Annotated in this window: 27 protein-coding genes; 5 read left to right on the forward strand and 22 right to left on the reverse strand. The window is 40.7% G+C overall.

Annotated elements, in window-relative coordinates; genetic code table 11:
• Positions 1 to 20 precede the first annotated feature (20 nt).
• The gene (locus tag AKG37_RS09545; protein ID WP_060698594.1) at positions 21 to 1,217 is read left to right on the forward strand and encodes a GTP-binding protein; all 1,197 of its coding nucleotides are present in this window, start codon (positions 21 to 23) and stop codon (positions 1,215 to 1,217) included.
• Positions 1,218 to 1,233: 16 nt separating this feature from the next.
• Positions 1,234 to 1,503, forward strand: coding sequence for a 30S ribosomal protein S14 (gene rpsN / locus AKG37_RS09550; protein ID WP_025093900.1), 270 nt, complete (start codon positions 1,234 to 1,236; stop codon positions 1,501 to 1,503).
• Between the two features lie 253 nt (positions 1,504 to 1,756).
• On the opposite strand, the gene moaA is transcribed toward rpsN, so the two are convergent.
• Together moaA and fdhD are read right to left on the reverse strand one after the other, a co-directional pair.
• Positions 1,757 to 2,764 carry a GTP 3',8-cyclase MoaA gene (gene moaA, locus AKG37_RS09555; RefSeq protein WP_060698595.1) on the reverse strand — a complete coding sequence of 336 codons (1,008 nt, stop codon included), beginning with the start codon at positions 2,762 to 2,764 and terminating at the stop codon, positions 1,757 to 1,759.
• 10 nt (positions 2,765 to 2,774) lie between these two features.
• Complete coding sequence (gene fdhD, locus AKG37_RS09560; protein WP_060698596.1) at positions 2,775 to 3,563, reverse strand: formate dehydrogenase accessory sulfurtransferase FdhD; 789 nt, start codon at positions 3,561 to 3,563, stop codon at positions 2,775 to 2,777.
• A 134-nt stretch (positions 3,564 to 3,697) separates the two neighbouring features.
• Between fdhD and AKG37_RS09565 the strand changes: the two genes are divergently transcribed.
• Entirely contained in the window at positions 3,698 to 4,963 is a 1,266-nt protein-coding gene (locus AKG37_RS09565) for an L-lactate MFS transporter (RefSeq protein WP_060698597.1), read from the forward strand.
• An 82-nt stretch (positions 4,964 to 5,045) separates the two neighbouring features.
• On the forward strand, positions 5,046 to 7,394 hold the full coding sequence (locus AKG37_RS09570) for an FdhF/YdeP family oxidoreductase (RefSeq protein ID WP_060698598.1): 2,349 nt from the start codon (positions 5,046 to 5,048) through the stop codon (positions 7,392 to 7,394).
• A 51-nt stretch (positions 7,395 to 7,445) separates the two neighbouring features.
• On the opposite strand, the gene AKG37_RS09575 is transcribed toward AKG37_RS09570, so the two are convergent.
• The 6 genes from AKG37_RS09575 to AKG37_RS09600 all read right to left on the reverse strand — a co-directional run bounded on the left by AKG37_RS09575 (position 7,446) and on the right by AKG37_RS09600 (position 12,940).
• Positions 7,446 to 8,120, reverse strand: coding sequence for a VWA domain-containing protein (locus AKG37_RS09575; protein ID WP_060698599.1), 675 nt, complete (start codon positions 8,118 to 8,120; stop codon positions 7,446 to 7,448).
• An 80-nt stretch (positions 8,121 to 8,200) separates the two neighbouring features.
• Positions 8,201 to 8,899 (reverse strand): VWA domain-containing protein, encoded by a 699-nt coding sequence (locus AKG37_RS09580; RefSeq protein WP_060698600.1) that lies wholly within the window; start codon positions 8,897 to 8,899, stop codon positions 8,201 to 8,203.
• Positions 8,900 to 9,221: 322 nt separating this feature from the next.
• Positions 9,222 to 10,247, reverse strand: coding sequence for a stage II sporulation protein D (spoIID, locus tag AKG37_RS09585; protein WP_060698601.1), 1,026 nt, complete (start codon positions 10,245 to 10,247; stop codon positions 9,222 to 9,224).
• Between the two features lie 258 nt (positions 10,248 to 10,505).
• Positions 10,506 to 11,813: a UDP-N-acetylglucosamine 1-carboxyvinyltransferase gene (gene murA, locus AKG37_RS09590; RefSeq protein ID WP_060698602.1), complete on the reverse strand. Its 1,308-nt coding sequence runs from the start codon at positions 11,811 to 11,813 to the stop codon at positions 10,506 to 10,508.
• Between the two features lie 32 nt (positions 11,814 to 11,845).
• Positions 11,846 to 12,580 (reverse strand): YwmB family TATA-box binding protein, encoded by a 735-nt coding sequence (locus tag AKG37_RS09595; RefSeq protein WP_060698603.1) that lies wholly within the window; start codon positions 12,578 to 12,580, stop codon positions 11,846 to 11,848.
• 129 nt (positions 12,581 to 12,709) lie between these two features.
• Positions 12,710 to 12,940 carry a DUF1146 family protein gene (locus tag AKG37_RS09600; protein WP_060698604.1) on the reverse strand — a complete coding sequence of 77 codons (231 nt, stop codon included), beginning with the start codon at positions 12,938 to 12,940 and terminating at the stop codon, positions 12,710 to 12,712.
• A gap of 170 nt (positions 12,941 to 13,110) precedes the next feature.
• On the opposite strand from AKG37_RS09600, the gene AKG37_RS09605 reads away from it, so the two are divergent.
• Positions 13,111 to 13,587: a hypothetical protein gene (locus AKG37_RS09605; protein ID WP_060698967.1), complete on the forward strand. Its 477-nt coding sequence runs from the start codon at positions 13,111 to 13,113 to the stop codon at positions 13,585 to 13,587.
• Positions 13,588 to 13,629: 42 nt separating this feature from the next.
• Here AKG37_RS09605 and AKG37_RS09610 read toward each other — a convergent pair whose 3' ends face one another.
• From AKG37_RS09610 to AKG37_RS09680, 14 genes are all read right to left on the reverse strand, one after another.
• Positions 13,630 to 14,025 (reverse strand): F0F1 ATP synthase subunit epsilon, encoded by a 396-nt coding sequence (locus AKG37_RS09610; protein ID WP_060698605.1) that lies wholly within the window; start codon positions 14,023 to 14,025, stop codon positions 13,630 to 13,632.
• A gap of 24 nt (positions 14,026 to 14,049) precedes the next feature.
• The gene (atpD, locus tag AKG37_RS09615; protein ID WP_060698606.1) at positions 14,050 to 15,471 is read right to left on the reverse strand and encodes a F0F1 ATP synthase subunit beta; all 1,422 of its coding nucleotides are present in this window, start codon (positions 15,469 to 15,471) and stop codon (positions 14,050 to 14,052) included.
• Between the two features lie 24 nt (positions 15,472 to 15,495).
• Positions 15,496 to 16,362, reverse strand: a complete 867-nt coding sequence (locus AKG37_RS09620; RefSeq protein ID WP_060698607.1) for a F0F1 ATP synthase subunit gamma — start codon at positions 16,360 to 16,362, stop codon at positions 15,496 to 15,498.
• Positions 16,363 to 16,450: 88 nt separating this feature from the next.
• A complete protein-coding gene (gene atpA, locus AKG37_RS09625) occupies positions 16,451 to 17,959 on the reverse strand; it encodes a F0F1 ATP synthase subunit alpha (RefSeq protein ID WP_060698608.1) in 1,509 nt (502 codons plus the stop codon).
• A gap of 16 nt (positions 17,960 to 17,975) precedes the next feature.
• Positions 17,976 to 18,521 carry a F0F1 ATP synthase subunit delta gene (locus AKG37_RS09630; RefSeq protein WP_024423729.1) on the reverse strand — a complete coding sequence of 182 codons (546 nt, stop codon included), beginning with the start codon at positions 18,519 to 18,521 and terminating at the stop codon, positions 17,976 to 17,978.
• Positions 18,518 to 19,039 carry a F0F1 ATP synthase subunit B gene (atpF, locus tag AKG37_RS09635; protein WP_060698609.1) on the reverse strand — a complete coding sequence of 174 codons (522 nt, stop codon included), beginning with the start codon at positions 19,037 to 19,039 and terminating at the stop codon, positions 18,518 to 18,520. Before atpF ends, AKG37_RS09630 begins: the two co-directional genes overlap by 4 nt.
• Positions 19,040 to 19,159: 120 nt before the next feature.
• Positions 19,160 to 19,372, reverse strand: a complete 213-nt coding sequence (gene atpE / locus AKG37_RS09640) for a F0F1 ATP synthase subunit C (RefSeq protein ID WP_003214968.1) — start codon at positions 19,370 to 19,372, stop codon at positions 19,160 to 19,162.
• Positions 19,373 to 19,420: 48 nt separating this feature from the next.
• On the reverse strand, positions 19,421 to 20,155 hold the full coding sequence (gene atpB, locus AKG37_RS09645) for a F0F1 ATP synthase subunit A (RefSeq protein ID WP_060698610.1): 735 nt from the start codon (positions 20,153 to 20,155) through the stop codon (positions 19,421 to 19,423).
• 7 nt (positions 20,156 to 20,162) lie between these two features.
• Positions 20,163 to 20,546, reverse strand: coding sequence for an ATP synthase subunit I (locus AKG37_RS09650; RefSeq protein ID WP_003215321.1), 384 nt, complete (start codon positions 20,544 to 20,546; stop codon positions 20,163 to 20,165).
• Between the two features lie 497 nt (positions 20,547 to 21,043).
• Positions 21,044 to 21,673, reverse strand: a complete 630-nt coding sequence (gene upp, locus AKG37_RS09660) for a uracil phosphoribosyltransferase (RefSeq protein WP_060698612.1) — start codon at positions 21,671 to 21,673, stop codon at positions 21,044 to 21,046.
• 148 nt (positions 21,674 to 21,821) lie between these two features.
• Positions 21,822 to 23,069: a serine hydroxymethyltransferase gene (gene glyA, locus AKG37_RS09665; protein ID WP_060698968.1), complete on the reverse strand. Its 1,248-nt coding sequence runs from the start codon at positions 23,067 to 23,069 to the stop codon at positions 21,822 to 21,824.
• Positions 23,070 to 23,246: 177 nt separating this feature from the next.
• Positions 23,247 to 23,786 carry a TIGR01440 family protein gene (locus tag AKG37_RS09670; protein WP_060698613.1) on the reverse strand — a complete coding sequence of 180 codons (540 nt, stop codon included), beginning with the start codon at positions 23,784 to 23,786 and terminating at the stop codon, positions 23,247 to 23,249.
• Between the two features lie 12 nt (positions 23,787 to 23,798).
• Positions 23,799 to 24,248, reverse strand: a complete 450-nt coding sequence (gene rpiB, locus AKG37_RS09675; RefSeq protein WP_003214714.1) for a ribose 5-phosphate isomerase B — start codon at positions 24,246 to 24,248, stop codon at positions 23,799 to 23,801.
• A gap of 133 nt (positions 24,249 to 24,381) precedes the next feature.
• Positions 24,382 to 24,840, reverse strand: a complete 459-nt coding sequence (locus AKG37_RS09680) for a low molecular weight protein arginine phosphatase (protein WP_060698614.1) — start codon at positions 24,838 to 24,840, stop codon at positions 24,382 to 24,384.
• Positions 24,841 to 24,871: the final 31 nt, after the last annotated feature.

Here is a 24,871-nt window from a genome sequence, read left to right on the forward strand (position 1 = left end):
TTTCAAAAGGACAAAAACAAATGGATAAGCGAATACCTGTTACAGTATTAAGCGGCTTTTTAGGAGCAGGAAAAACAACGATACTAAACCATGTACTTCAAAATCGTAAAGGATTAAAAGTAGCTGTGATCGTCAATGACATGAGCGAAATTAATATTGATGCAGAATTAGTCAAACAAGGTGGCGAGCTTTCTCGATCAGATGAAAAACTAGTTGAATTATCTAATGGCTGTATTTGCTGCACATTGAGAGAAGATTTGTTAATTGAAGTAGAACGACTTTGTAAGGCGGGTAATATCGATTATATTGTCATTGAATCGACTGGTATTAGTGAACCAATTCCTGTTGCTCAAACTTTTTCTTACATTGATGAAGAAATGGGCATAGATTTAACACGTTTTTGTCGGCTAGACACGATGGTCACAGTAGTAGATGCAAATCGTTTCTGGACTGATTTCCAGTCAGGAGAGAGTTTATTAGATCGTAAAGAAGCGGTTTCCGAAGACGACGAACGAGAAATTTCTGATTTACTCATTGATCAAATTGAATTTTGTGACGTTCTAGTTATCAATAAATGTGATCTCGTGTCACCCTCAGAATTAAATCGACTTGAGCAGGTGCTGAACAAACTACAGCCGGAAGCATCTATTATCAGAACCTCAAAAGGAAAAGTACAGCCAGATGACATTTTGAATACTGGTTTATTCGACTTTGAAAAATCCAGTGCTTCTGCTGGATGGATCAAAGAAATCAACGCTGGACATTCTCAGCATACGCCGGAAACAGAGGAATACCAAATCTCATCCTTTGTTTACGAAAGAAGACTTCCTTTTCATACCGGCAGGCTGAATAATTGGTTAGATCAAATGCCCGAGCAGATCGTTCGGGCGAAAGGTTTTACTTGGCTGGCTACACATCATGATTTAACCATTTTAATTTCACAGGCTGGGAAATCTGTTGCAATTGAACCAATTGCATACTGGATTGCTGCTCTGCCCGATCAAGAGAAAGCACGGATATTAAATCAGGAACCAGAGCTTCTTGATGAGTGGGACGCAGAGTTTGGTGATCGACATACAAAACTTGTGTTTATCGGTGTGGACTTGCCTAAAGCACATATCATTCGCACGCTTGATCAATGCTTACTCACACCTGAGGAATTTGATCAAGATTGGACTACATTTGAGGACCCCTTTCAATGGAAAATACAAAATTAGGCCAGGAGGGTTTTAATTGGCAAAGAAATCTAAGATTGCTAAGGAAAAAAAACGACAGCAGCTTGTATTGAAATATGCAGAATTAAGGAAAGAGTTAAAAGAAAAAGGTGACTATGAAGCTTTACGGAAATTACCTAGGGACTCTTCCCCTACCCGCTTAAAAAATCGTTGTGAATTAACGGGTCGCCCGAGAGGTTACTTACGAAAATTCAAAATGTCTAGGATTGCTTTTCGTGAACTCGCCTATAAGGGTCATATCCCTGGGGTGAAAAAATCGAGTTGGTAAAGAGTGATTTGATCTTATCACAGCACTCTGTAAAGTAAAGCAGCACAAAACGATGAAAAATCTATTTTCAAGTCTTATCTCAACCTTTTTGAGGTGCAAAATAACAATTTAAAAACCAGCAGAAATTCTGCTGGTTTTTATAATGACTAAGTTCATGAGATAAATTGACCTATTCTCAAAAAAGGAGTTTTAACAATGATTATGCCATTTTCTCTTCTTTTCAAAAATACCTAATCATGATACTTTGTTGTCACTACCCACCGATGTATGACATCTCAACCTTTTTCTGATCTTTTTTCTGCTCTCTCTCAGCTGAATATTGATCATGTCTATTCGACCATAATTCCTTTAATAGGTTCGTTAACTCTTCATTATCTTTTGTCGAACGAATCATCTGTTTCAGATCAAAACCTGATGATGCAAACAAACATGTAAACAATTCCCCGCGTGCAGATAGCCTTGCTCTATTACATGATCCACAAAAAGCATCTGAAACGGAAGAAATAATGCCTATCTCTCCTGATCCATCTTTGTAAAAAAATCGGTTGGCTACTTCACCTGCATATTGAGGTGGTTCTGGTTTGATGGGATACGTTGAATCAATTAGTTTAATGATCTCTTTCTTTGTCATGACATGCTCTAGATTCCATTTATTCGTATTACCGACATCCATAAATTCGATAAATCTAAGAACGTGTCCTTCTTTTTTAAAGTAAGCTGCCATCGGTAAGACATCCTGATCATTCACACCTTTTTGAACAACCATATTGATCTTGATAGCAAGTCCAGCCTTTTTTGCAGCCTCAATGCCATCAAACACTTTTTGGATAGAAATATGTCTTCCGTTCATTTGCTTAAAACGATCGGGATTTAATGAATCTAAACTAATGGTGACTCTATTAAGACCTGCCTTCTTTAACTGATCAGCATATACAGGTAAAAGCGTTCCATTGGTTGTCATCGCAATGTCTTCAATCCCTGGAATTTTTGAGAGCTTTTCTATTAAGACAGGCAAATCTTTTCGCATTAAAGGTTCTCCGCCCGTGATGCGTATTTTCACCACACCTAGGTTCATTGCAAAAAGGGTGGCAAGTCGTTCAATTTCTTCGAAACTAAGCAGTTCTTCTTTATTTAAAAAAGGATAATCTGGTCCAAAAATTTCAGCAGGCATACAGTACGTACATCTAAAATTACAGCGATCAGTTACTGATATTCTTAAATCGCGCAATGGTCGATGTCTCTTATCCAAAATACTGGTCATACTTTGCCTCCTATTCTGTAATACGCTGAGGGTGAGTGTAGATATTAAAGGATTTTCCTCTGACGAATCCAACTGTCGTCATATTTAATTCTTCTGCCATTTGAAGCGCTAGCTCAGTAGGTGCTGATTTTGAAATCACGATAGACACTCCTAGTTTTGCTGCCTTCAATAGTACTTCCGACGATATCCGGCCGCTAAACACAAGGATTTTATCTCTAAGTGGTATTCGGTGAAGTAAACAATGCCCATAGATTTTATCTAATGCATTATGTCTTCCTATATCAGTTCTAGTGATGAATAGCTTCTCTGTGTCACATAGTCCAGCATTATGCACACCACCAGTATGTTGAAATAATTGGCTTTCTTCTTGCAAACACTTCATTAGATGCATACAGGTTTCAGCAGAAATACTGATTCGGTCAATGGCTGTTTTTGCCGTCTTCACATCTTGGAGAAAGTAAAAGTGTCTTCCTTTCCCGCAGCATGAACCAATCACTCGCTTTGTATAATTTGATGAATGAAATCCACTTGAGTGAACTAAATCAACATAGGCAAAGCCCATACTTTCATCTATTGTAAACCTTTTAATCTCATTTTCAAATCGAATAACTCCTTCTGAAGCTAAAAAACCGATAACTAATTCCTTAAGATGATCTGGTGAACAAACGAGTGTCACAAATTCTTCTCCATTCACCATCACAGTTAAAGGAAATTCTTCTACAACTTCATCCGTTTTGCAGGTAAACTGGCCTTCACGATATTGGTGTATGACTCGTTTCTTTTTAACAGAAGGATTCATTGTATGTTCTTCCTTTCAGCACAAATTTAGTTATATGATCGAATCAAATTGTGATATTATTTTAAAAAGTCATAAAAATGCAACATATTTCTATCTTATCAAACTTCTTGATTGCTTTATATGGGGGGAACAAAATGAACAAATCGAAAAATCGCTGGCTCATTGCAACAAGTGCTGTAGGAATTCATTTATCTATTGGATCTGTTTATGCTTGGAGTGTTTTTACTAATCCTTTACATGAAGCCTTTCAGTGGTCATTAACAGAAATAAGTCTAACCTTCAGTATTGCTATTCTTTTTTTAGGTTTATCTGCTGCTTTCATGGGACATTTCGTTGAAAAGTATGGCCCAAGAGCATCAGGGCTCTTCTCAGCTATTTTCTTCGGCATCGGAATGACTGGTTCAGGATTCGCTGTCCACCTGTCCTCACTGCCTCTTCTCTATTTATTTTATGGTGTACTCGCTGGAATAGGTTTAGGCGTAGGCTATATTGCACCTGTTTCAACACTAGTCAAATGGTTTCCTGATCGAAGAGGACTTGCAACCGGCTTAGCCATTATGGGATTTGGATTTGCTTCTCTTATTTGTAGTCCAATTATTCAATTTCTCATTGAAAAAGTGAATATCGCAAATACCTTTTATATTCTTGGACTCTCCTATTTTATAATCATGGTCATCTCATCTCTTTATTTATCACCACCAACACGCGATGACGTCAAACAATTTGACGTGTTAAAAACAAATCAAAGAAAAATCCCTCAAGATTTATCACAGCTTACAGCAAATGAAGCGATCAAAACAAGACGTTTTTATTATTTGTGGCTTATGCTTTTCATTAATATCACGTGCGGGATTGCCATTATTTCAGTAGCATCGCCTCTTGCTCAAGAAAGTGTTGGTTTCACTGCAGGTGCTGCCGCTACTCTTGTCGGCATTTTAGGTGCTTTTAATGGTTTAGGGCGGATTGGCTGGGCTTCGTTCTCAGATTATATCGGAAGGCCGAATACGTATACGATTTTTTTTAGTATCCAGCTCATTGCTTTTCCTTTACTTCCCTACTTAAAAGAACCGCTCATTTTTTCAATCGTGATGGCGGTCATTTATACGTGCTATGGAGGAGGATTTGCTTCAATTCCAGCCTATATTGGGGATTTGTTTGGTACAAAGCAGCTTGGTGCAATACACGGTTATATTCTAACCGCATGGGCAGCTGCGGGTTTAGCAGGACCTTTATTTTCATCCTTCATTCGAGATATAACAGGTAATTACACACAAAGTCTCATGGTGTTCTCAGGGTTATTTTTCATCGCTTTTATCATATCCCTTCTCATTCGGAAGGATATTCAGCAGTTGAGAGAAACAAACCTTGCTGCTACTTCTTCTGTTTCAGCCCAGCCTTGATTTGAATTTGACAGAATCACAATCTAAAGGTAATTTTTAGATATGAAAACGCTTCACAAAGCTATAGGAGGGTGATGATATCATGGGAAAAACAAAACATAAGGGGCCTGTTAAACTCAATAAAAAACCCTCACCAAAGCTATGGGCCTCTTTTGCACCAATGGGGCTTGGCAAAGTGAAACCGAAACACATTCGAGATACGATGAAAGTAGCTTGGGATAACAAAGATAACCTTCCTTACGCGTACCGTATTTTAACGCAGGGCGTTTGTGACGGCTGTGCCCTTGGTGTTTCTGGATTATATGATCAAACGCTCGCAGGACCTCATATATGTACCACGAGACTAAATGTACTTCGTCTTAACACGATGCCAGCTATTGACCCAAAATGGTTTGAAGATATTCAGCAGCTAAAGCAAATGGACAGCACCTCTCTTCGCAAGCTTGGGCGTATTCCCTATCCACTCATCCGAAAAAAAGGTGACAATGCCTTTACACGTATTTCTTGGGATGATGCATTAGATCAAATCGCAGCTAAAATCAAAACAATTGATAAACGGCAGCTTGCTTTCTATTTAACCGCTAGAGGAATTACAAATGAGGTTTATTATACCGCGGCAAAGGCAGCTCGATTTATAGGAACCAATCATATCGATAATGCTTCTCGCATTTGCCATTCACCGAGTAAAACCGCTCTCAAACGATCCCTTGGCATAGGTGCCTCCAGCTGTAATTACAGTGATTGGATTGGAACGGATGTATTAATATTTTGGGGATCTGTCGCAGCAAACAATCAGCCTGTTTCTACTAAATATATGTACGCTGCTAAAAAGAAAGGCACCAAGATTATCGTCATCAATCCGTATAAAGAGCCCGCGATGGAAAAGTACTGGGTTCCCTCTATTCCAGAAAGTGCTTTATTCGGTACAAAAATCGCGGATGATTTTTACCAAGTCAATATAGGCGGCGATATTGCGTTTATGAACGGCGTCATCAAACATTGGTTTGACATGGAGCAGCATGCTCCCCATTCCGCTCTTGACCATGAATTTATTCAAGCCCATACAACAGGCATAAAAGATTTAAAGCAGCATGTCGCACAGTTGAAGTGGGAGGACCTAGAAGCATCATCAGGTTTATCAAAAGAAAGAATGAAGGAATTTGCAATACTCCTTGCCAATGCCAATTCAGGTGTTTTTATTTGGAGTATGGGCCTTACCCAGCACCGCTTTGCAACTGATAATATATCACAGGTGGCTAACCTTGCCATGCTGCGTGGATTTATTGGCAGGAAACATTGTGGTGTCATGCCGATTCGAGGACATAGTGGCGTCCAAGGTTCCGGTGAAATGGGTGCTGACCCATTTGTTCTGCCGGGAAGTGATTTTGATGAAGAAAATATTAGTAGAATTGAACAGATATGGGGATTTGACATTCCTAAATGGCATGGTGACACCATTGGGCAATCCTTTGAGAAGATGGCTCTCCCAAAAGATCATCCACAAAAACTCAAAATGTTGTTTACAAGCGGTGGAAACTTTTTAGAAACGATGCCAAATCCAGAAGCAATCGAAAAAGCATTATCTGAGCTTGAACTCCGTGTCCATCAAGATATCATTTTGAATACTTCCACGCTGGTAGACGCTGAAGAGGCAGTAATTATTCTGCCTGCTATGACAAGGTATGAACAACCAGGCGGCGGCACATCCACAAGTACGGAACGCATGGTATATTTCAGTCCGGAAATTGAAGGACCCCGTATTGAGGAAGCCAGAGCAGAATGGGACATTTATATTGATCTTGCGAAAAGGGTGCGGCCAGAAGATGCTGCGCTGATTCATTTTGAAACAGCTGAAGACATTCGCCGTGAGATTGCGATCGCAAATCGAAACTATGATGGCATCCAGCATTTACGTCAAAAAGGAGACGTTTTTCAATGGGGAGGCGCATGGCTTTGTGAAGATGGGGTTTGTCCAACACCGGACGGCAAGGGACATCTGCTTCCTGCCCAATTGCCTCAATACCGAAAAACCGAAGGACATTTTAATATCACGACAAGAAGAGGAAAGCAATTCAACTCCATGATCTATAGTGAAAAGGATGCCTTTAATGGTGGAAAACGGCATTCTATCTTAATGAATGAAGAAGATGCAAAAGAGCTTTACGTCCAAGAAGGTGATCCAGTTGTTCTCTTTAATCAATATGGGTCCTATCAAGGAGTGGCTCAATTCGGAGAGTTGAGACGTGGCAATATTGCGGTTTATTGGCCTGAAGGAAACGTTTTAATTCCTAAAGGTGTATATGAGAGCTACTCACAGATTCCCGAATATAATACGGCTGCCATATTAGAAAAAGCCGAAACCTTCCATGCAAGAAAGGATCAGCATTACGTGGAGAAACGAATTGATGAATTAGAAACGACTTTGAATTGATCATCAATTTAAAAAGCAGCTGGGGTTGCTTTCCCAGCTGCTTTTTACTCTCTACCGACCAAAAGCGTTCGCTTCTTGTTGAAGAATGCGGTTTAGCTCTTCGGCATTTGCAGCCGGTTGGTATTGTCCTCCACCTGCTTTTGCAACAGATTTTAGACTTTTTGCTTCTTTTTCATTCACATCAAAGCCAATGATATTGACGATTGTATCAATTCCGTCTTCATGTAATTCCTTTGCAGCTTGTGAAGGGCTTCCACCACAAGTTTCTTCACCATCACTGACAACATATACAATATTTTTCCCTTCAGCCTGGTGATCTTCAAAATCTTGTTTCGTGTCTGTTAATGCCTTTGCAAGTGGTGTCCATCCGGTTGGCTTGTACACGTTCAGTGCTTGCTGAAATGTTGATGGTTCATATGCCCCAAATCCATAAACAGCTTCAGAACTTGAACAAGAAACAGCTTTCCCTGCATTTTTATTGGTTCCTTCATGACCAAATACACGAAGCAGAACTTGTGTATCTTCTGATAAAATACTCGCAAAGCTTTGGATAGAACGCTTAGCGATATCGATTTTCTTTTCGCCTTCAACTGATTGTGCCATGCTGCCGCTTAAATCGAGTAATATCACCACATGAGCAGGCTCCTGTTTTGTTACAGCATGAGCTGGTGAAGAAAGAAGCAGGACAAGACTAGCCAAAATGGTTAATACGATATTTCTTTTCATCAAAAAACCTCCCTATTTACTTTTGTACAGAAAAAGAGAAACGAAAGCATAAATCAATCGTTTCCCTCTTGTTCAGCAAGTTATTCGTGTAATTTCAATGACTCTGCTGTAAAGATAGAACCCATTTCTTTCCCAGTGCTTGCTTGGTAGTAATGGCCTTTACCAGCTTTCGCTACTTGCTTCAATTGACCTTCATAACCATCGTTAAAGTCTAATCCGATTACATTCACAACAGTTGATCCTTTTGAGTTATGCAATTCTTTTGCTACTTTTACAGGATCTCCGCCACACGTTTCTTCACCATCAGTGATTAAGTACACAATATGTTTTGTTCCTTCGTTAAGCTGCTCATCCGCTTGCTTTGCATTTTCAAGTGCACGTGCAATCGGTGTCCAGCCGTTTGGTCCAAGTCCGTTTAAAGAGTTTTCGAAGCTGTCCTTTTCATAAGGCTGTACGCCGTATACACCTCTAATGACTTCACATGATTGAGCTTTACCTGAATTTTTATTGTTTCCTTCAGAACCAAACAAGCTCATACGAATTTTAGCGTCTTCGGGAAGTGATTGAGCAAATTTAAATACCTCTTGTTTTGCGAGGTCGAATTTGCGCTCTCCCTCAACTTTTCTTGCCATGCTTCCACTTGCATCAAGTAAGATTGTAACTCTTACATCTTTGTTATGTTTTTTGACTGTAGATGCTTCCGCAAATACTGGTGAAGAGATTGACATAGATAATGTCAATACAGCTAAGGTTACGAGTGAGAATACTTTTTTCAACATAATTTTCCTTCCTCCTTATGTATTTGATTGAAACATCTTAATCGTAAAATATTCTGTCTTGGAATGGTATAGGACTCGGTCCCTTTTTCTCTTTCATCAAAATCACTAAAATTCTGTCAGATGTCTAGATAATTTCACCTAACGTGTCATTTATCCTCTCGTTTTCTCCTCCTTTCGAGGGGCTTTGTATCGGCCATCCGTTCTTGTCGGGACGTATTTGTTTAAGATTTCCTGAGGTGCGTCTTAAGTCGCAATTTGTCACATTCTGTTCAAACCTTTTTGAACACAGAAAAAGATGCCCCTTTTCTGAGGCACCTTTGCTTTATTTTTTAGCCATATATGTGTTGAGAAAACGATCAGCTGATTCAATTTGAATTCCTTTATAATAATGTTTCACGATGGCCTCTACTTTTTTTCCTGACTGTGCCATATAATGTGCACCATATTGACTCATGCCTACACCATGACCATATCCTTTTGTTGTGATGATAATTTGCTGGCCTTGGCGCTCCCATGTAAAGTCGGCTGAATGGAGGCCCAGTGATTCCCTAATATCTCGACCTGTCAGTGTTTTACCGTTTATCACGGCTTTCGCTACTTGATTTCCCGGTGTCCGTTCTACAATATGTCCTACCTGCGCCTGATGAGTGAGCGTCACACCTAATTTTTGCTGAAATTCACTAACTGAGATGGTTTTCTTGTTTTGAAATTTTGGGGATTTTTCGTCCCATTTACTTGAGACACTTTTCAAATAAGGGATTTCGTTTTTCCAATATGCTTCGGCATTTTCAGTTTTCCCGTTACTTGTTGAAAAGAATGAAGCATCAATTGGTTTCTCGTCATAGGTCAACACTTTTCCTTGTGTGCTGGCGACAGCTTCTGTGACCTTTTTTAATTTCCAATTGTACGCTTTTCCCCAGATCTTCTTGAGTTCCTGTTTGTTTTTGTAGACTTGGAACATTTGGGTGTCATCTACAAGAGAACCCTTTGGTGATTTGACGGTCTTATCAATGATCATTTGTCTGACAATATACGTTCTTGCTGCGAGTGCCTGTGCCTTGAGTGCTTCCATTTCAAAATCTGCTGGCATTTCAGAAGCTACGACACCAATCACATACTCTTCTAAGGGAATGTTTTCTACCTGCTGATGAGCTGAGCGATAGACGGGGATAGCGACGGGTGATTGCTTTAATTTGATTGAACCCTTCACTTCTTTTTTGACTGATGGTTCCGCTGCTACGTGCTGACTTGCCGCTGGTTTGCCTTGGAACGTCGGCAACACAAGTAATGTTGGAATCATTAAAATGATGATGCATATTCCTGCGATTGTCCATATCATTGGTTTCATATTTGGCTGCCCCCATTTGTCATTGAATCTCTTTTATCCTATGGGCAGGGACAAGCTAATATGACAGCTTCTTTCATTTATTGGACAAGTCTTTCATGAAGGTATCATGCTGTTTATCGATTGATTTTACAGTTCGTCTTTATGAATAAAATGTATGATGGCTGGATACACTAATGATAAGCTTTTAAAAAATGAAGCATTCTATGACTCTAATAAAAAAATCAGCATGCCCCAATGGACACACTGATTTCTTTATGATTACGCGTTCAGATCTGATACAACTTGTTCTTGTGTCACATCTGCAGATTTATCGTTTACTCTTTCAATATCTGCACCGATTGCTGCAAGTTTTTGGTGGAAGTTCACATAGCCACGGTCAATATGCTTCAATTCAGTGACACGTGTATGACCTTCTGCCACTAATCCAGCAAGTACAAGTGCTGCTCCTGCTCTTAAATCAGTCGCTGCCACTTCAGCACCTTGAAGTTGAACCGGCCCATTGATAATGACAGAGCGACCCTCAATTTTAATATCGCCATTCATGCGGCGGAATTCTTCAGCATGCATGAAGCGGTTTTCAAATACCGTTTCTGTGATCATGCTTGTTCCGTTCGCACAAAGCAATAGCGCCATCATCTGAGATTGCATATCCGTTGGGAACCCAGGATGCGGCATTGTTTTTAGATCGATTGGCTTGAGCTCAGATGGTCCAATGACTCTTAAACCTTCTTCTTCTTCAATGATTTGAATACCCATTTCTTCCATTTTTGCAACAAGTGATGTCATGTGCTCTGGCACTGCGCCTTTTACAAGAACATTTCCTTCTGTAATAGCTGCTGCCACCATGAAAGTACCTGCTTCAATTCTGTCAGGGATGATGTTATGTTTTGCACCGTGAAGTGTTTCCACACCTTCGATTTTGATTGTACCAGTACCAGCACCGCGAACTTTACCGCCCATGGCATTGATGTAGTTTGCTAAATCAACAATTTCAGGTTCTTTTGCTACGTTTTCTAAAATTGTCGTTCCTTCAGCCAATGCTGCTGCCATGATGATGTTTTCAGTTGCCCCTACACTTGGGAAATCCAAATAGATTTTTGCACCTTTTAAACGGCCATTTACTTCAGCCTCGATGAAACCATTACCTACTTGAATTTTAGCTCCCATTGCTTCAAAGCCTTTTAAATGCTGATCAATTGGTCTTGAACCAATCGCACAGCCTCCAGGTAATGCAACTCTTGCATGACCTGTTCTTGCTAAAAGTGGTCCCATGACAAGCACGGATGCTCGCATTTTACGGACATACTCAAACGGAGCCTCAGTTTCTAGTGCATGAGATGCATCAACTGATACTTCGTTATTTTCAAAATGTACTTCTGCTCCTAAATGACGTAACACTTCATTGATTGTATATACATCGGAGAGCGTAGGTACATCACAAATTACGCTTTTTTCTGTACTTGCTAACAAAGATGCAGCGATAACTGGTAAAACGGCATTTTTTGCGCCTTCTACTTTAACTGTGCCGTTTAACTTTTGACCGCCGCGGACGATGATTTTTTCCAAGGTCTTCCCCTCCGCGTCCCAAATTCTCTATATTAATATTCAGTCGTTACGATTGGTGTGCCAACCGTAATCGTATGATTTTCGTTCATTTCCGAACTTCTGATGGCAATTTGAACATTCATTTTATCATTTGAAGTCATAATGAACTGTTCCCACTTATCTGTGTAAGCGGAAAGCGACACAAAATTAGACTCAACGAGATACTCAACTGGTTTTGCTTGAAATTCATTTGCTAACATTTCAGCTTTTTTTTGCAAAACAACATCCATCATACCATTTACATGACCATCGAGACAAGTAAAAATTACAAACTTCTCTTGTAATATGCTTTTTGCATGACGTACGAACTGATCATATGTATGCTCCCAGGTATTCAGTGAGCGAGCACCTTTTTGCTCATATAATAAATACGACTTTTGATTTGATTTTGTGTCCGTCTTCACGAGTAAAATTTTCGATACTGTATCATTTTTTTCATCTTTGTAAATTCCTGTGACTTTGGAGACATGTTTCTCTTTTTTTTCGGTCCACTCATACTGTCGTAGTTCGTCTTTTAAACGTTTCACTTTTTTTGAAAATTGTTCGGATGAAATGTCTGCATTTGTTTTGGCATGAAGGGTCCATCCATCGACTTGGATTTGCTGGTTTTTCAGACCTTCTGCTATTTGCGCGAGCGGAGAAGATTCTTCCGCACGAACACCTTGAATCATTAGAACAAAAAAAAGAATAAACGCAAATAATGGCCAACCTTTCAAATACTTTCTCACTTGTCATTCCCCCTTGCTACAAGTGTTGCCGCAAGGAGGTCAATGCATACGTGGAAAAAGTCATCAAAGGTCATACTTTTGACCCTTCTTTTTACGTTCCCGCAGAAGACAGTAACCAAACCTTTTATGTTAAAACATATAAGGAATTTGTCTGGAGAAATTTAAATAATCAAGGAAGAAATTGCTGACCGCAGATGCGATGGCAATGGTAATGAGCATCATCAGCAACCTTGCCTGAATGATTTTTCCTTTTTTAATCAGTGGATCAATATTTATGGCAAGCAATGCCCACCATGTAACTGCAATAAAAAATAAGTGGATCACAATACTCACGATTGCTTGTTGTCCTACGTCTTCCATACAGTTGAATCCTCCTTTTATTTATTTCTGTAAAGGAAAACTCCCTTTCATTATATCCTCGAAAATCGGAAAGATGAATCATTTGGAAAAAAGAGCTACATTTAGTGTGAATCCCCTCTTATCCTCGTGCCAAGGAGATGATATACTGCGTGTGGAAGGAGCTGAACACATTGAACGATTCTTTTCCTGACTTTGTTGATTTGTACGGAGAATTGGTTCCCTCATTTGATCATGAATGGGAGGCCATTGCTTTCTACTTTGATTATAGACAGACACAGCTAGAAGAATTAGCACAATTGTGTCATTTTCATAACATTTCTTTGGATTATTCTGAGGAAAGCCTGTATCAGTTAGAATCACTATACTTTGATGCATTGACCAAGCAGTTGTTTGCTGAGTGGAAAATGCCAATAGATGCATTAGAAGCGATGATGAGCGTGTATATAGGAGAGGTTGTCATCAGTCATCATTCAGATGCTGACTGGGTCGTACGGCCTTATATGGACTCTTCGCATCAATATACCCTTGGCTTGCGCAGAAACAACAAAACATGGCATAGTAGTACGCAATTTTGCGAGAACTTATATCTAGAAAAGCAAGCATCTCATCCTTATGTGTCGATGTATCAATCTCTCATGTCATCCTAAAAAAAATCCTTCTTATCACAGTGATAAGAAGGATTTTCTGTTTTATTTCCCTGCTACATTTAAACGGTTTAACGCCCGTTTTAATGCGAGTTCCGCCCGGCGTACATCACTTTCATTCGGGTGGCTCAAATGCTCCTCAGCACGCTGTTTCGCTGATTTAGCACGATCGACATCAACTTTGTCTGATGTTTCAGCGGCCTGAGCAAGAATGGTTACTTGTTCAGGGCGAACTTCAACAAATCCGCCACTTACTGCAACCAATTCAGTTGATCCACTATGTTTTAAGCGAACTGCACCGATTTTTAGCGGAGCAACCATTGGAACGTGGCCAGCTAAAATACCAAGCTCACCGCTTTCTGCTCTGACACTGACCATTTCCACATCCGCTTGATACACTGGGCCGTCGGGAGTAACGATATTGACTTGAACGGTCTTCATGCTTTTACCCTCCTAAGGACCAGATTAGGCCTCTACACCCATCTCTTTGGCTTTTTCAATCACTTCTTCAATGCGTCCAACTAAGCGGAATGCATCTTCTGGAAGGTGATCGTATTTACCAGATAAGATTTCCTTGAAGCCTTTAACAGTTTCTTTCAATGGCACATAAGAACCCTTTTGGCCAGTGAACTGCTCTGCTACGTGGAAGTTTTGAGATAGGAAGAATTGAATACGACGCGCTCTGTGTACCACAAGTTTATCGTCCTCAGATAATTCATCCATACCTAAAATGGCAATGATATCTTGTAATTCTTTATAGCGCTGCAATGTTTGCTGCACTTCACGCGCAATCGCATAATGCTCTTCGCCAACGATCTCAGGTGCAAGCGCACGAGATGTTGAAGCAAGAGGATCAACCGCTGGGTAAATCCCCATTTCAGTCAGCTTACGCTCAAGGTTTGTCGTTGCATCAAGGTGAGCGAACGTTGTTGCTGGAGCTGGATCCGTATAGTCATCCGCAGGTACATAGATCGCTTGAATCGATGTAACCGATCCTACGTTTGTAGACGTGATACGCTCTTGCAGCTGACCCATTTCTGTTGCAAGTGTCGGCTGATAACCTACCGCTGAAGGCATACGTCCAAGAAGGGCTGATACTTCAGAACCTGCTTGTGTAAAGCGATAGATATTATCGATGAAGAACAATACGTCTTGACCTTGTTCATCACGGAAATGCTCAGCCATTGTCAAACCAGTTAAGGCAACACGCATACGTGCACCTGGTGGCTCGTTCATTTGACCGAAGACCATAGCTGTCTTTTCGATAACGCCAGAATCTTTCATTTCGTAGTAAAGGTCGTTTCCTTCACGTGTACGCTCTCCAACACCAGCGAATACAGAAATACCGCCGTGTTCTTGTGCGATGTTGTTGATCAATTCTTGAATCAGAACGGTTTTACCTACACCGGCTCCACCGAATAGACCGATCTTTCCACCTTTGATGTAAGGAGCAAGCAAGTCAACAACTTTGATACCTGTTTCAAGAATTTCAACTTCTGTAGAAAGCTGATCAAATGAAGGCGCTTGTCTGTGGATTGGATCTCTTTGAGCTTCCACACCAAGTGGCTCATCTAAATCAATGTTATCTCCCAGTACGTTGAATACACGTCCAAGTGTTACGTTACCAACTGGTACTGAAATTGGTTTTCCAAGGTCTACAGCTTCCATACCGCGCTTCACACCGTCTGTTGATGCCATTGCGATGGTTCTCACTGTATCATCACCTAAATGTAGTGCTACTTCTAAAGTTAAGTCGATATTAACTTCACTTTCGCTTTCCGCTTTATGCGAAACTTTGATCGCATTATAAATCTCAGGCAAGTGACCGTCTTCAAAACGAACGTCTACGACTGGTCCCATGATCTGACTGATGCGTCCTGTTTTCATTGCATTCCCTCCTGACAATTATTTCTATTCTAAGGCAGCTGCTCCGCCGACAATTTCTGTAATCTCTTGTGTAATCGCTGCTTGACGAGCACGGTTGTAAGAGAGTGTCAGGCTGTCGATTAATTCTTTTGCGTTGTCTGTTGCACTCTTCATTGCTGTCATCCTTGCAGCATGTTCACTGGCTTTGCTGTCAAGAAGCGCACCGAAAATCAAACTCTCTGCATATTGAGGAAGGAGAACTTCAAGAATTTCTTCTTCAGAAGGCTCAAACTCATAAGATGCGGAACGTTTATTTGATGTCGCTGCGGCCGAAAGGTCCGTTAGCGGCAATAATTTCTTCTCTGTTACTTCTTGTGAAATCGCACTGACAAAGTGGTTGTAGAACATATAAAGTTCATCAAACGCTTCATCAGAGAACATTTGAACTGTACTGCTTGCTAATTCTTTAATATCAGCAAACGCTACTTCGTCTCCAAGCCCTGTTACTTCAGAAATAACTGGAATACCGCGCTTTTTGAAGAAGTCGCGTCCGATTTTACCAATGACAATCACCGCATATTCATCAGCGGACTGATGACGAGATTGAATGGTTTGGTAAGCGGCACGCAAAATCGAGCTGTTAAAAGGTCCTGCAAGCCCTCGATCAGATGTAATGACGAGATACCCTGTTTTCTTGACAGGTCTTGAAAGAAGCATTGGGTGCTTAGCACTTGTTCCAGTTGCGATTGCAGCAACCACTTCCTGGATTTTCTCCATATATGGAACAAAAGACTTCGCATTGTTTTCAGCACGATTCAGTTTCGCAGCTGATACCATTTGCATCGCTTTTGTGATCTGACTCGATTTTTTCGTTGACGTGATCCTTGACTTTATATCGCGTAATGAGGCCAAAGATTTCACCACCTTTTTTCAGGAATCCGTGTTCATTTACGTGAAAAGAGAGAAAAAGAGAATCTTTTTCTCTCGGAAAGATTACTAATTAGTTGCTTGGTGCAAACGTACGTTTAAAGCCTTCGATTGCTGTATTCCACTCTTCATCAGCAGGCATATTTCCTGTTTGAGAGATTGTGTCAAACAAGCCTTTATGGTTTTCTTCAATGTACATGAATAACTCAGCTTCAAAGCGTTTAATATCAGCAATCGCTACATCGTCTAAGTATCCTCTAGTAAGTGCATAAAGAATCGCTACTTGTTTTTCAACTTTAAGCGGTTTGTTCAAGTCTTGTTTTAAGACCTCAACTGTTCTTGCACCACGGTTTAATTTTGCTTGAGTGGCTTGGTCTAGATCAGATCCAAACTGAGCAAATGCTTCAAGCTCACGATAAGAAGCAAGATCCAAACGAAGTGTACCTGCTACTTTTTTCATCGCTTTGATTTGTGCAGAACCACCTACACGGGATACAGACAATCCTGCGTTTACAGCTGGACGTACGCCTGAAAAGAAGAGGTCAGATTGTAAGAAAATCTGTCCATCTGTGATTGAAATAACGTTTGTTGGGATATATGCAGAAATATCGCCAGCTTGCGTTTCTACGAAAGGCAATGCCGTGATAGAACCGCCACCCTTTTCGTCACTAAGCTTCGCTGCACGTTCTAATAAACGAGAGTGAAGATAGAATACATCACCAGGGAATGCCTCACGACCTGGAGGACGACGAAGCAATAATGAAAGCTCACGGTAAGCTGCCGCTTGTTTAGAAAGGTCATCATATACAACAAGTACGTGCTTGCCGTTATACATGAATTCCTCACCCATCGTTACACCTGCATAAGGAGCAAGGTAAAGAAGTGGAGCTGGCTGTGATGCAGAAGCTGTCACAACGATTGTGTAATCAAGCGCACCATGCTTACGAAGCGTTTCAACAACACCACGAACCGTTGATTCTTTTTGCCCGATCGCTACGTAAATACAGATCATGTCTTGATCTTTTTGGTTTAGGATCGTATCGATTGCAACAGATGTTTTACCTGTTTGACGGTCACCAATGATCAATTCACGCTGTCCGCGTCCGATTGGAATCAAGGCATCAATTGCTTTAATCCCTGTTTGAAGCGGTTCATGTACCGATTTACGATCCATAACACCTGGTGCTTCACTTTCAATTGGACGTGTTTTGCTTGTTAAAATTGGACCTAGTCCATCAACAGGCTGACCAAGTGGGTTCACAATACGTCCGATTAACTCTTCACCTACTGGAACCTCCATGATACGACCTGTACGTTTTACGTCGTCACCTTCGCGGATATCTTTGTAAGGTCCTAAAATAACGATACCTACGTTAGACTCCTCAAGGTTTTGAGCCATACCCATTACACCGTTAGAGAACTCAACCAGTTCTCCTGCCATAATGTTGTCAAGGCCATGTACACGCGCGATACCGTCCCCTACTTGAATGACTGTACCGACATCTTTTACTTCAATTTCTGATTGATAGTTTTGGATTTGCTGCTTTATCAGCGCGCTAATCTCTTCAGCTTTGATACTCACTAAGGTTTCACCCCTTCTAACGATTTTCGCCTGCAAGCTGACGTTCAATGCGGGAAAGCTTTCCGCTGACACTGCCGTCATAAATGCGGTTTCCGATACGGATTTTCACTCCGCCTATTAGATCCTTGTCAATCACGTTTTCAACACGCAGTGATGTGACTCCGGCTTTTTTGGCAAATACTTCAGATAAAGATTGAATTTCAGCCCCGCTCAGCGGTTTCACTGAATACACGATCGCATCGTCTATTTGTTTCGTACGGTTTGCAAGTTTCACAAACTCAGACGTCATTTCAGAGAAAATATTCGTGCGTCCGCGGTCAATCAATAAATACATTGTGTGCAAAACATACGTTGAAACACCTTTGAAGGCTTCTGCAATCAGATGCTTCTTTTTGTCTGCTGTAATCTTTGGATGAACAAGAAAGTCGTTCAATTCTTGGTCAGCCTTTAGAACTTTTTTGATCTCATTCAGCTCTTTTTCAGTTTCGTCTACTGCCGAAGAAGCAAGAACGATGTCAAAAAGAGCAGAAGCGTAACGCTTAGAGACAATAGTCACGCTCATCGGCTTTCGCCTGCCTCTTTAAGGTACTCTTGAATCAATTTCTCCTGCGCTTGCTCATCAAGTTCTTTTTCAATCACTTTAGATGCAATCAGCACAGATAGTGATGCAACCTGCTCACGCAGTGCAGCCACAGCTTGTTCTTTTTCTTTCACGATTTCAGTTCTAGCAGATTCTTTCAAGCGCTCTGATTCTTGACGTGCTGCTTGAATGATCTCTTCTTTTTGTTTCTCACCAATCTTTTTCGCATTTTCGATGAGAGTATGTGATTCTTCGCGTGCTTCTTTCAATAATTCACGTTGTTCTTCAAGAAGCTTTTCAGCTTGAACGTGCTTTTGTTCAGCACTTGAAATTTCATTTCCTATATAATCTTCACGCTGTTTCATAATCCCTAATAAAGGTTTAAGCGCAAATTTCTTTAAAAGTGCAAGCAAGATGAGCATAGCGATAAGCTGGAATAACATATCACCGGCGTTGAAGCTTAAGCCCCCTGCTCCTAAAACCACTGGTAACTGAGACATTTAGTACGGCAACTCCCTTCTTTAAATAATATGTTAAGAAACAAAACATAAAGGAATGGCGAAGTTTCGAACTAATCTGATCTTCGCCATTAAAATTCATATTAGAACGCTTCTCACATATTAACCAAAGAATGCCAAGAATGCGATAACGACAGCGATAATTGGAAGTGCCTCAACTAAAGCGACCCCGATGAACATAAGTGTTCTTAGTTCTCTACCAGCTTCTGGCTGACGAGCGATTCCTTCAACTGTTTTAGATACGATTAGACCGTTACCAATACCTGCTCCTAGTGCTCCTAAACCGATTGCAATTGCTGCTGCTATTAAATTCATTAAAAAGCTCCTCCTTTAAAATAACGTCCTTTTTGGACTCTCAATTTTTTAGTGTTCGTCGCTGACTTTATGGGAAATGTACACCATTGTCAGCATGGTGAAGATAAATGCCTGGATTGTTCCGACAAACAAACTGAATGCCTGCCATACAATCATCGGCACGATGGCACCTAATGTACCAACGATACCTAGCGCAATGTTTTGCGTGTAGAAATTGGTCGCAAGTCCTGCAAGCAAACCAAGAAGAATCTCTCCAGCGAAAATATTTCCGTAAAGACGCAAACCAAGTGTTAACGTGTTCGCAAATTCTTCAATAATTTTCAGCGGCACTAAATATGGGATTGGCTTTAAGAAGTCTTTCGTATATTCCTTGACTCCTTTTGCCTTGACACCATAGAAATGTGTCAATCCCATGACCATAATCGCTAGTGTCATTGTGATTGCAGGGTCTGCTGTTGGTGATTTCCACCATAAATTGTGATCGACCGTAATCGAGAATGGCAGTCCAAGCATGTTTGAAACAAATATGTACATGAGTAATGTAACGCCAAGCGCTAGAAATGGGGCTCCTGTTTTCATGTCCATCGAACTACCTATGATATTTCGAACAAAATCAACGATCCATTCCATGAAGTTCTGCGCCTTTGTCGGACGAATAGACAGAACACGAGTAGTCAGCACCGCTATGAGAAGAACGATGATACTAGCAATCGTAATCATGAGAACATTGGATAAGTTGAACGTTAACCCTAAAAATTCTGTAGTTTTTGAACTGTGACCCAAAGAGTATTCACCTCTCTTCCATAGTAGAACGTTTAAGTTGAATGAAGGAATCTATCATAATGACAGGATAAATTGTCATTAATCCTATAACAACACCTGCCAGATGAACTTCATTAGGGTAACGCCAAGCAATCGCTACTGCAAGAATTGCGTTGGCCCACCTGGCTGTACTTCCCATTGAACGAATGGATTTTCCTTTTTTAACTGCCCGATCAAAAGCGTGCATTCTCCGTATAAGTAGGAATAAATTAAAGAAAGCAAAAATTGTGCCGATAATCAAACCAAGAAATAGTGGTTTAAAACCAGGCATGGCATAGCCAAACACAAAAATTGCCAATAGATAGAACATGTATTTACTCTGTCTGCGGAAAATCGCGTTTGGATCGTTCATTCATCTGACTCCCGATGAAAAGTATTGTAAAAAAGGTGATAAATGGTGATGAAAACTGCGTAGAAGACGCTTTTGATAAAGCCGTCCTGTTCGAAAAAAATCAATCACCCATCGGTCTAATTGCACAATCAGACTTGGAATCTTTAGATCTATGGGATGCTGCTTCATTCGCTGATACAAACCCTGATATTAAAGGGTTCACAATGAGGATTAGTAGAGTGCTACAGGCTATGAAAACCTTACCATAATACCCTCGTTTAGCATACAATAGCGTCTATGATGTGTCAATCCGTTGAAAGTTAAAAAACTTTTCTATAATGATAGAGCACACAAAATGTTCACAATTTCATCAAACTTTAGGAGAGATGTGACATTCATTGAAAAAAACAGCCAATGTTCAGTATACATTGATTTTTCTAAGAACGATATCAACCGTTTGTCATATATTTCAAAAAGCCCACATGCACGTTTGCATGTGGGCTTTTATTCAGACTTTCTTATTTTGTTCCATACATACGGTCACCAGCGTCACCAAGACCTGGGATGATGTAACCTTTTTCGTTTAATTTTTCATCTAATGCCGCAATGTAGATATCAACATCTGGATGATGCTTTTGCATTTCTTCTACACCTTCAGGGGCAGCAATCAGACACATGAAGCGAATGTTTTTCGCGCCACGTTTTTTCAAGCTGTTTAACGCTTCGACTGCAGAACCGCCAGTTGCAAGCATTGGGTCTACTACGATAAATTCACGCTCTTCCACATCAGATGGAAGCTTCACATAATATTCAACAGGCTTTAATGTTTTCGGATCACGGTATAAACCGACATGTCCCACTTTAGCAGCTGGAATGAGTTTCAAAATCCCGTCTACCATTCCAAGACCTGCTCTTAAAATTGGCACAACACCGAGTTTCTTCCCTGAGATCACGTTTGCTTTCGCTACTTGTACAGGTGTTTCTACATCTACCTCTTCAAGTGGTAAGTCTCTTGTGATTTCAAATGCCATTAATGTTGCGACTTCATCCACTAGCTCTCTAAATTCTTTAGTTCCTGTATGAACGTCACGAATATATGTAAGTTTGTGCTGAATAAGCGGGTGATCAAATACATAAACCTTTGCCATTGCTTGCTACAACTCCTTTTCTGTCATCTTCCGGTGAACTTTGCACACTTCCTACAATTCTACATAAAAAGACATCATCTTTCAATATGATTCGCAAATCCTACAGAAAAAAACCCACATGCCAAAAATAGGCAGATGGGTCTGTTTTTTAATAATCTAATTCACTATATAGAGGGAAACGAGCTGTAAGATCAGATACACGCTTTTTCGCCTCTTCTAATTTCGCTTCATCTTCATGATGTTTTAGAGCAAGCGCAATAATGGAACCGACTTCTTTCATCGCTTCTTGATCAAAGCCGCGGCTTGTTACTGCTGCTGTCCCTACACGTACACCACTTGTGACAAATGGTTTCTCTGGATCATAAGGAATGGCATTTTTGTTCACTGTAATGCCGATTTCATCAAGAACGTTTTCTGCAATTTTCCCTGTGATGCCAAGAGAGCGCAAGTCGATGAGAACAAGATGGTTATCTGTTCCGCCAGATACAAGCTGAATACCTTCAGATAAAAGAGTTTCAGCTAGTTGTTTTGCATTATCAATGACATTTTGTGCATATGTTTTAAAATCTCCGTTCAATACTTCACCGAAAGAAACAGCTTTTGCAGAGATGACATGCATCAATGGTCCACCTTGAATACCAGGGAAGATCGATTTGTCGATCTTTTTACCAAACTCTTCACGGCATAGGATCATTCCGCCGCGAGGTCCGCGTAATGTTTTATGTGTTGTCGTTGTCACAAAATCTGCGTAAGGAACTGGATTTGGATGAAGACCTGCTGCAACAAGACCTGCAATGTGAGCCATGTCGACCATAAAGTAAGCACCGACTTCATCAGCAATCTCACGGAATTTTTTGAAATCAATTTGACGTGGGTATGCACTTGCACCTGCAACGATCAGCTTCGGCTTATGTTCACGTGCTTTTTCAAGTACATCTTGATAGTCAATATGCTGAGTTTCTTTATCTACACCATATTCAACGAAGTTGTACTGGACACCACTAAAGTTTACAGGGCTTCCGTGTGTTAAATGCCCACCATGTGATAAGTTCATGCCCAGCACTGTATCGCCATGCTCAAGAATTGTAAAGTATACGGCCATGTTCGCTTGAGCACCTGAGTGAGGCTGTACGTTCACATACTCAGCGCCAAAAATTTCTTTTGCGCGGTCACGTGCGATATCTTCTACAACGTCTACATGTTCACAGCCGCCATAGTAGCGTTTACCAGGGTAACCCTCAGCGTATTTGTTTGTTAATACAGAGCCCTGTGCTTCCATGACTGCTTCGCTTACGAAGTTTTCTGATGCAATTAATTCGATTTTGTCCTGCTGGCGTTTCCGCTCTAGTTGAATTGCTTTGAATACTTGTGCGTCTTGCTCAGGTAAATGTTTCATCAGCGAAATCCTCTCCAATCTATTTCCATTCGATGTTTTCACCATCTCATTGTACACGGTTTTTGAGTGAAATGTAAAAGTTTTTTTTGGAAAAACGACTTCTTTTTTATGAAAACCCGAATATTCAAGTGGTGAAGCGTCTTCATCATTCAACATTATATTAGAAATATATCAAAGCTATGATCTTGTATAAACCGCTCGTTCTCCGCCAATCAGCTTCGGACGTGTTTTTGCAAACGTGACATGCGCTTGTCCTAATTGATGGAAGCTGAGGCGAACAGGGACTGCAACTCTTTTTAAGTGCATTCCAATCAACGTGTCACCGATATCAATTCCGGCATGCGCCTCAATGGATTCAACCAGCACAGGATGTTCCATTTGCTGATACGCATGAGCTGCCATCGACCCACCCGCTTTACGGACAGGGACTGCAGCCACAATCTCTAGGTTAAGACGGAAAGCCACTTCTTCTTCAACAACAAGGGCACGATTCAAATGCTCACAGCATTGGAAGGCGAGCTCAATACCAGTCTCTCGTCTTAACCGATCCAATTCTTGATAGATAGACGCCGCAATTTGTTCACTTCCTGCAGTCCCAATATGCTCACCAGCCACTTCTGACGTACTGCAGCCAATCACTAGAATTTGGCCGGCGCGCAGTTCAACCGTTTGATGAAACTCTTTTAACATTTCAAGCCAATCTTGACCAATGTTCATGTTAAGCGCTCCTTATAGGTGCTTTTCTTCGTAATCAGCAATTTTACCGATTCTCACAGCATGGCGTCCTGCCGTAAACTCTGTTGTCAGCCAAATGTGAGCAATCTCACGTGCTAATCCCGGTCCAATCACTCGCTCTCCCATTGCAAGGACGTTGGTATCATTATGTTCTCTAGTCGCTTTTGCACTAAATGTATCATGCGCGAGCGCACAGCGAATCCCTTTTACTTTGTTTGCTGAGATGCTCATGCCGATGCCTGTCCCACAAATTAAAATGCCGCGATCAACTTCTCCGTTTGCCACCATATTGGCTACAGGGAAAGCGTAATCTGGATAGTCTACAGAACCTGACCCACATTCACAACCCATATCAATGTATTCAATCTTCAATTCATCCATCAGTTGTTTGATTTCTTCACGAATATTCGTTCCGCCGTGATCGGATGCAATGGCTACTTTCATCGGACAATTCCTCCTAAGGGTGAGTTGATCTGTTATGTCTTACATTCATTTTTTATTTACAGTTATATTTTAACCTCTGCCTAGTGATTTGCAAACAAAAGCAGAAAAACCGTTGACGCAACGGTTTTACAGATTATCTATTATGATGATCCTTTTTCAATTTCTCAGCCAGCTGATACAGCAAGGTTTCTAATTCATCACGTGTTTCCTGATAAACAGACAGACTTCCTCCAAACGGATCGGATACATCGCCTTTTGTTCCTGTCGCAAATTCCTTTAAAGTGAAGACTTTGCCTTTTGCATGTGCATATTGCTCTGCAATCAACTGTTTATGCTGTAAAGTCATCGTAAATACGTAATGAGCTTCGCGTAGAAGATCCTCTGTCAATTTTGATGATGAGTGATTTAGTGGAATGCTTTTCTCAAATAATGCTTCGATTGCTTGAGGAGAAGCCTTCCCTGCATCGGAGGCAAAAATACCTGCTGATTTTACAGTGACCTCTAAACCTTGTTCATCTGCAATTGAAGCAAAAAGGGCTTGAGCCATTGGACTTCTGCATGTATTTCCAGTACAAACAAATAAGATTTTCATCTTTCGCCCTCCTTTTCTTCTATTATATAGC

Origin of the sequence: Bacillus australimaris (genome assembly GCF_001307105.1) — a bacterium.
Taxonomy (GTDB): Bacteria; Bacillota; Bacilli; order Bacillales; family Bacillaceae; genus Bacillus; species Bacillus australimaris.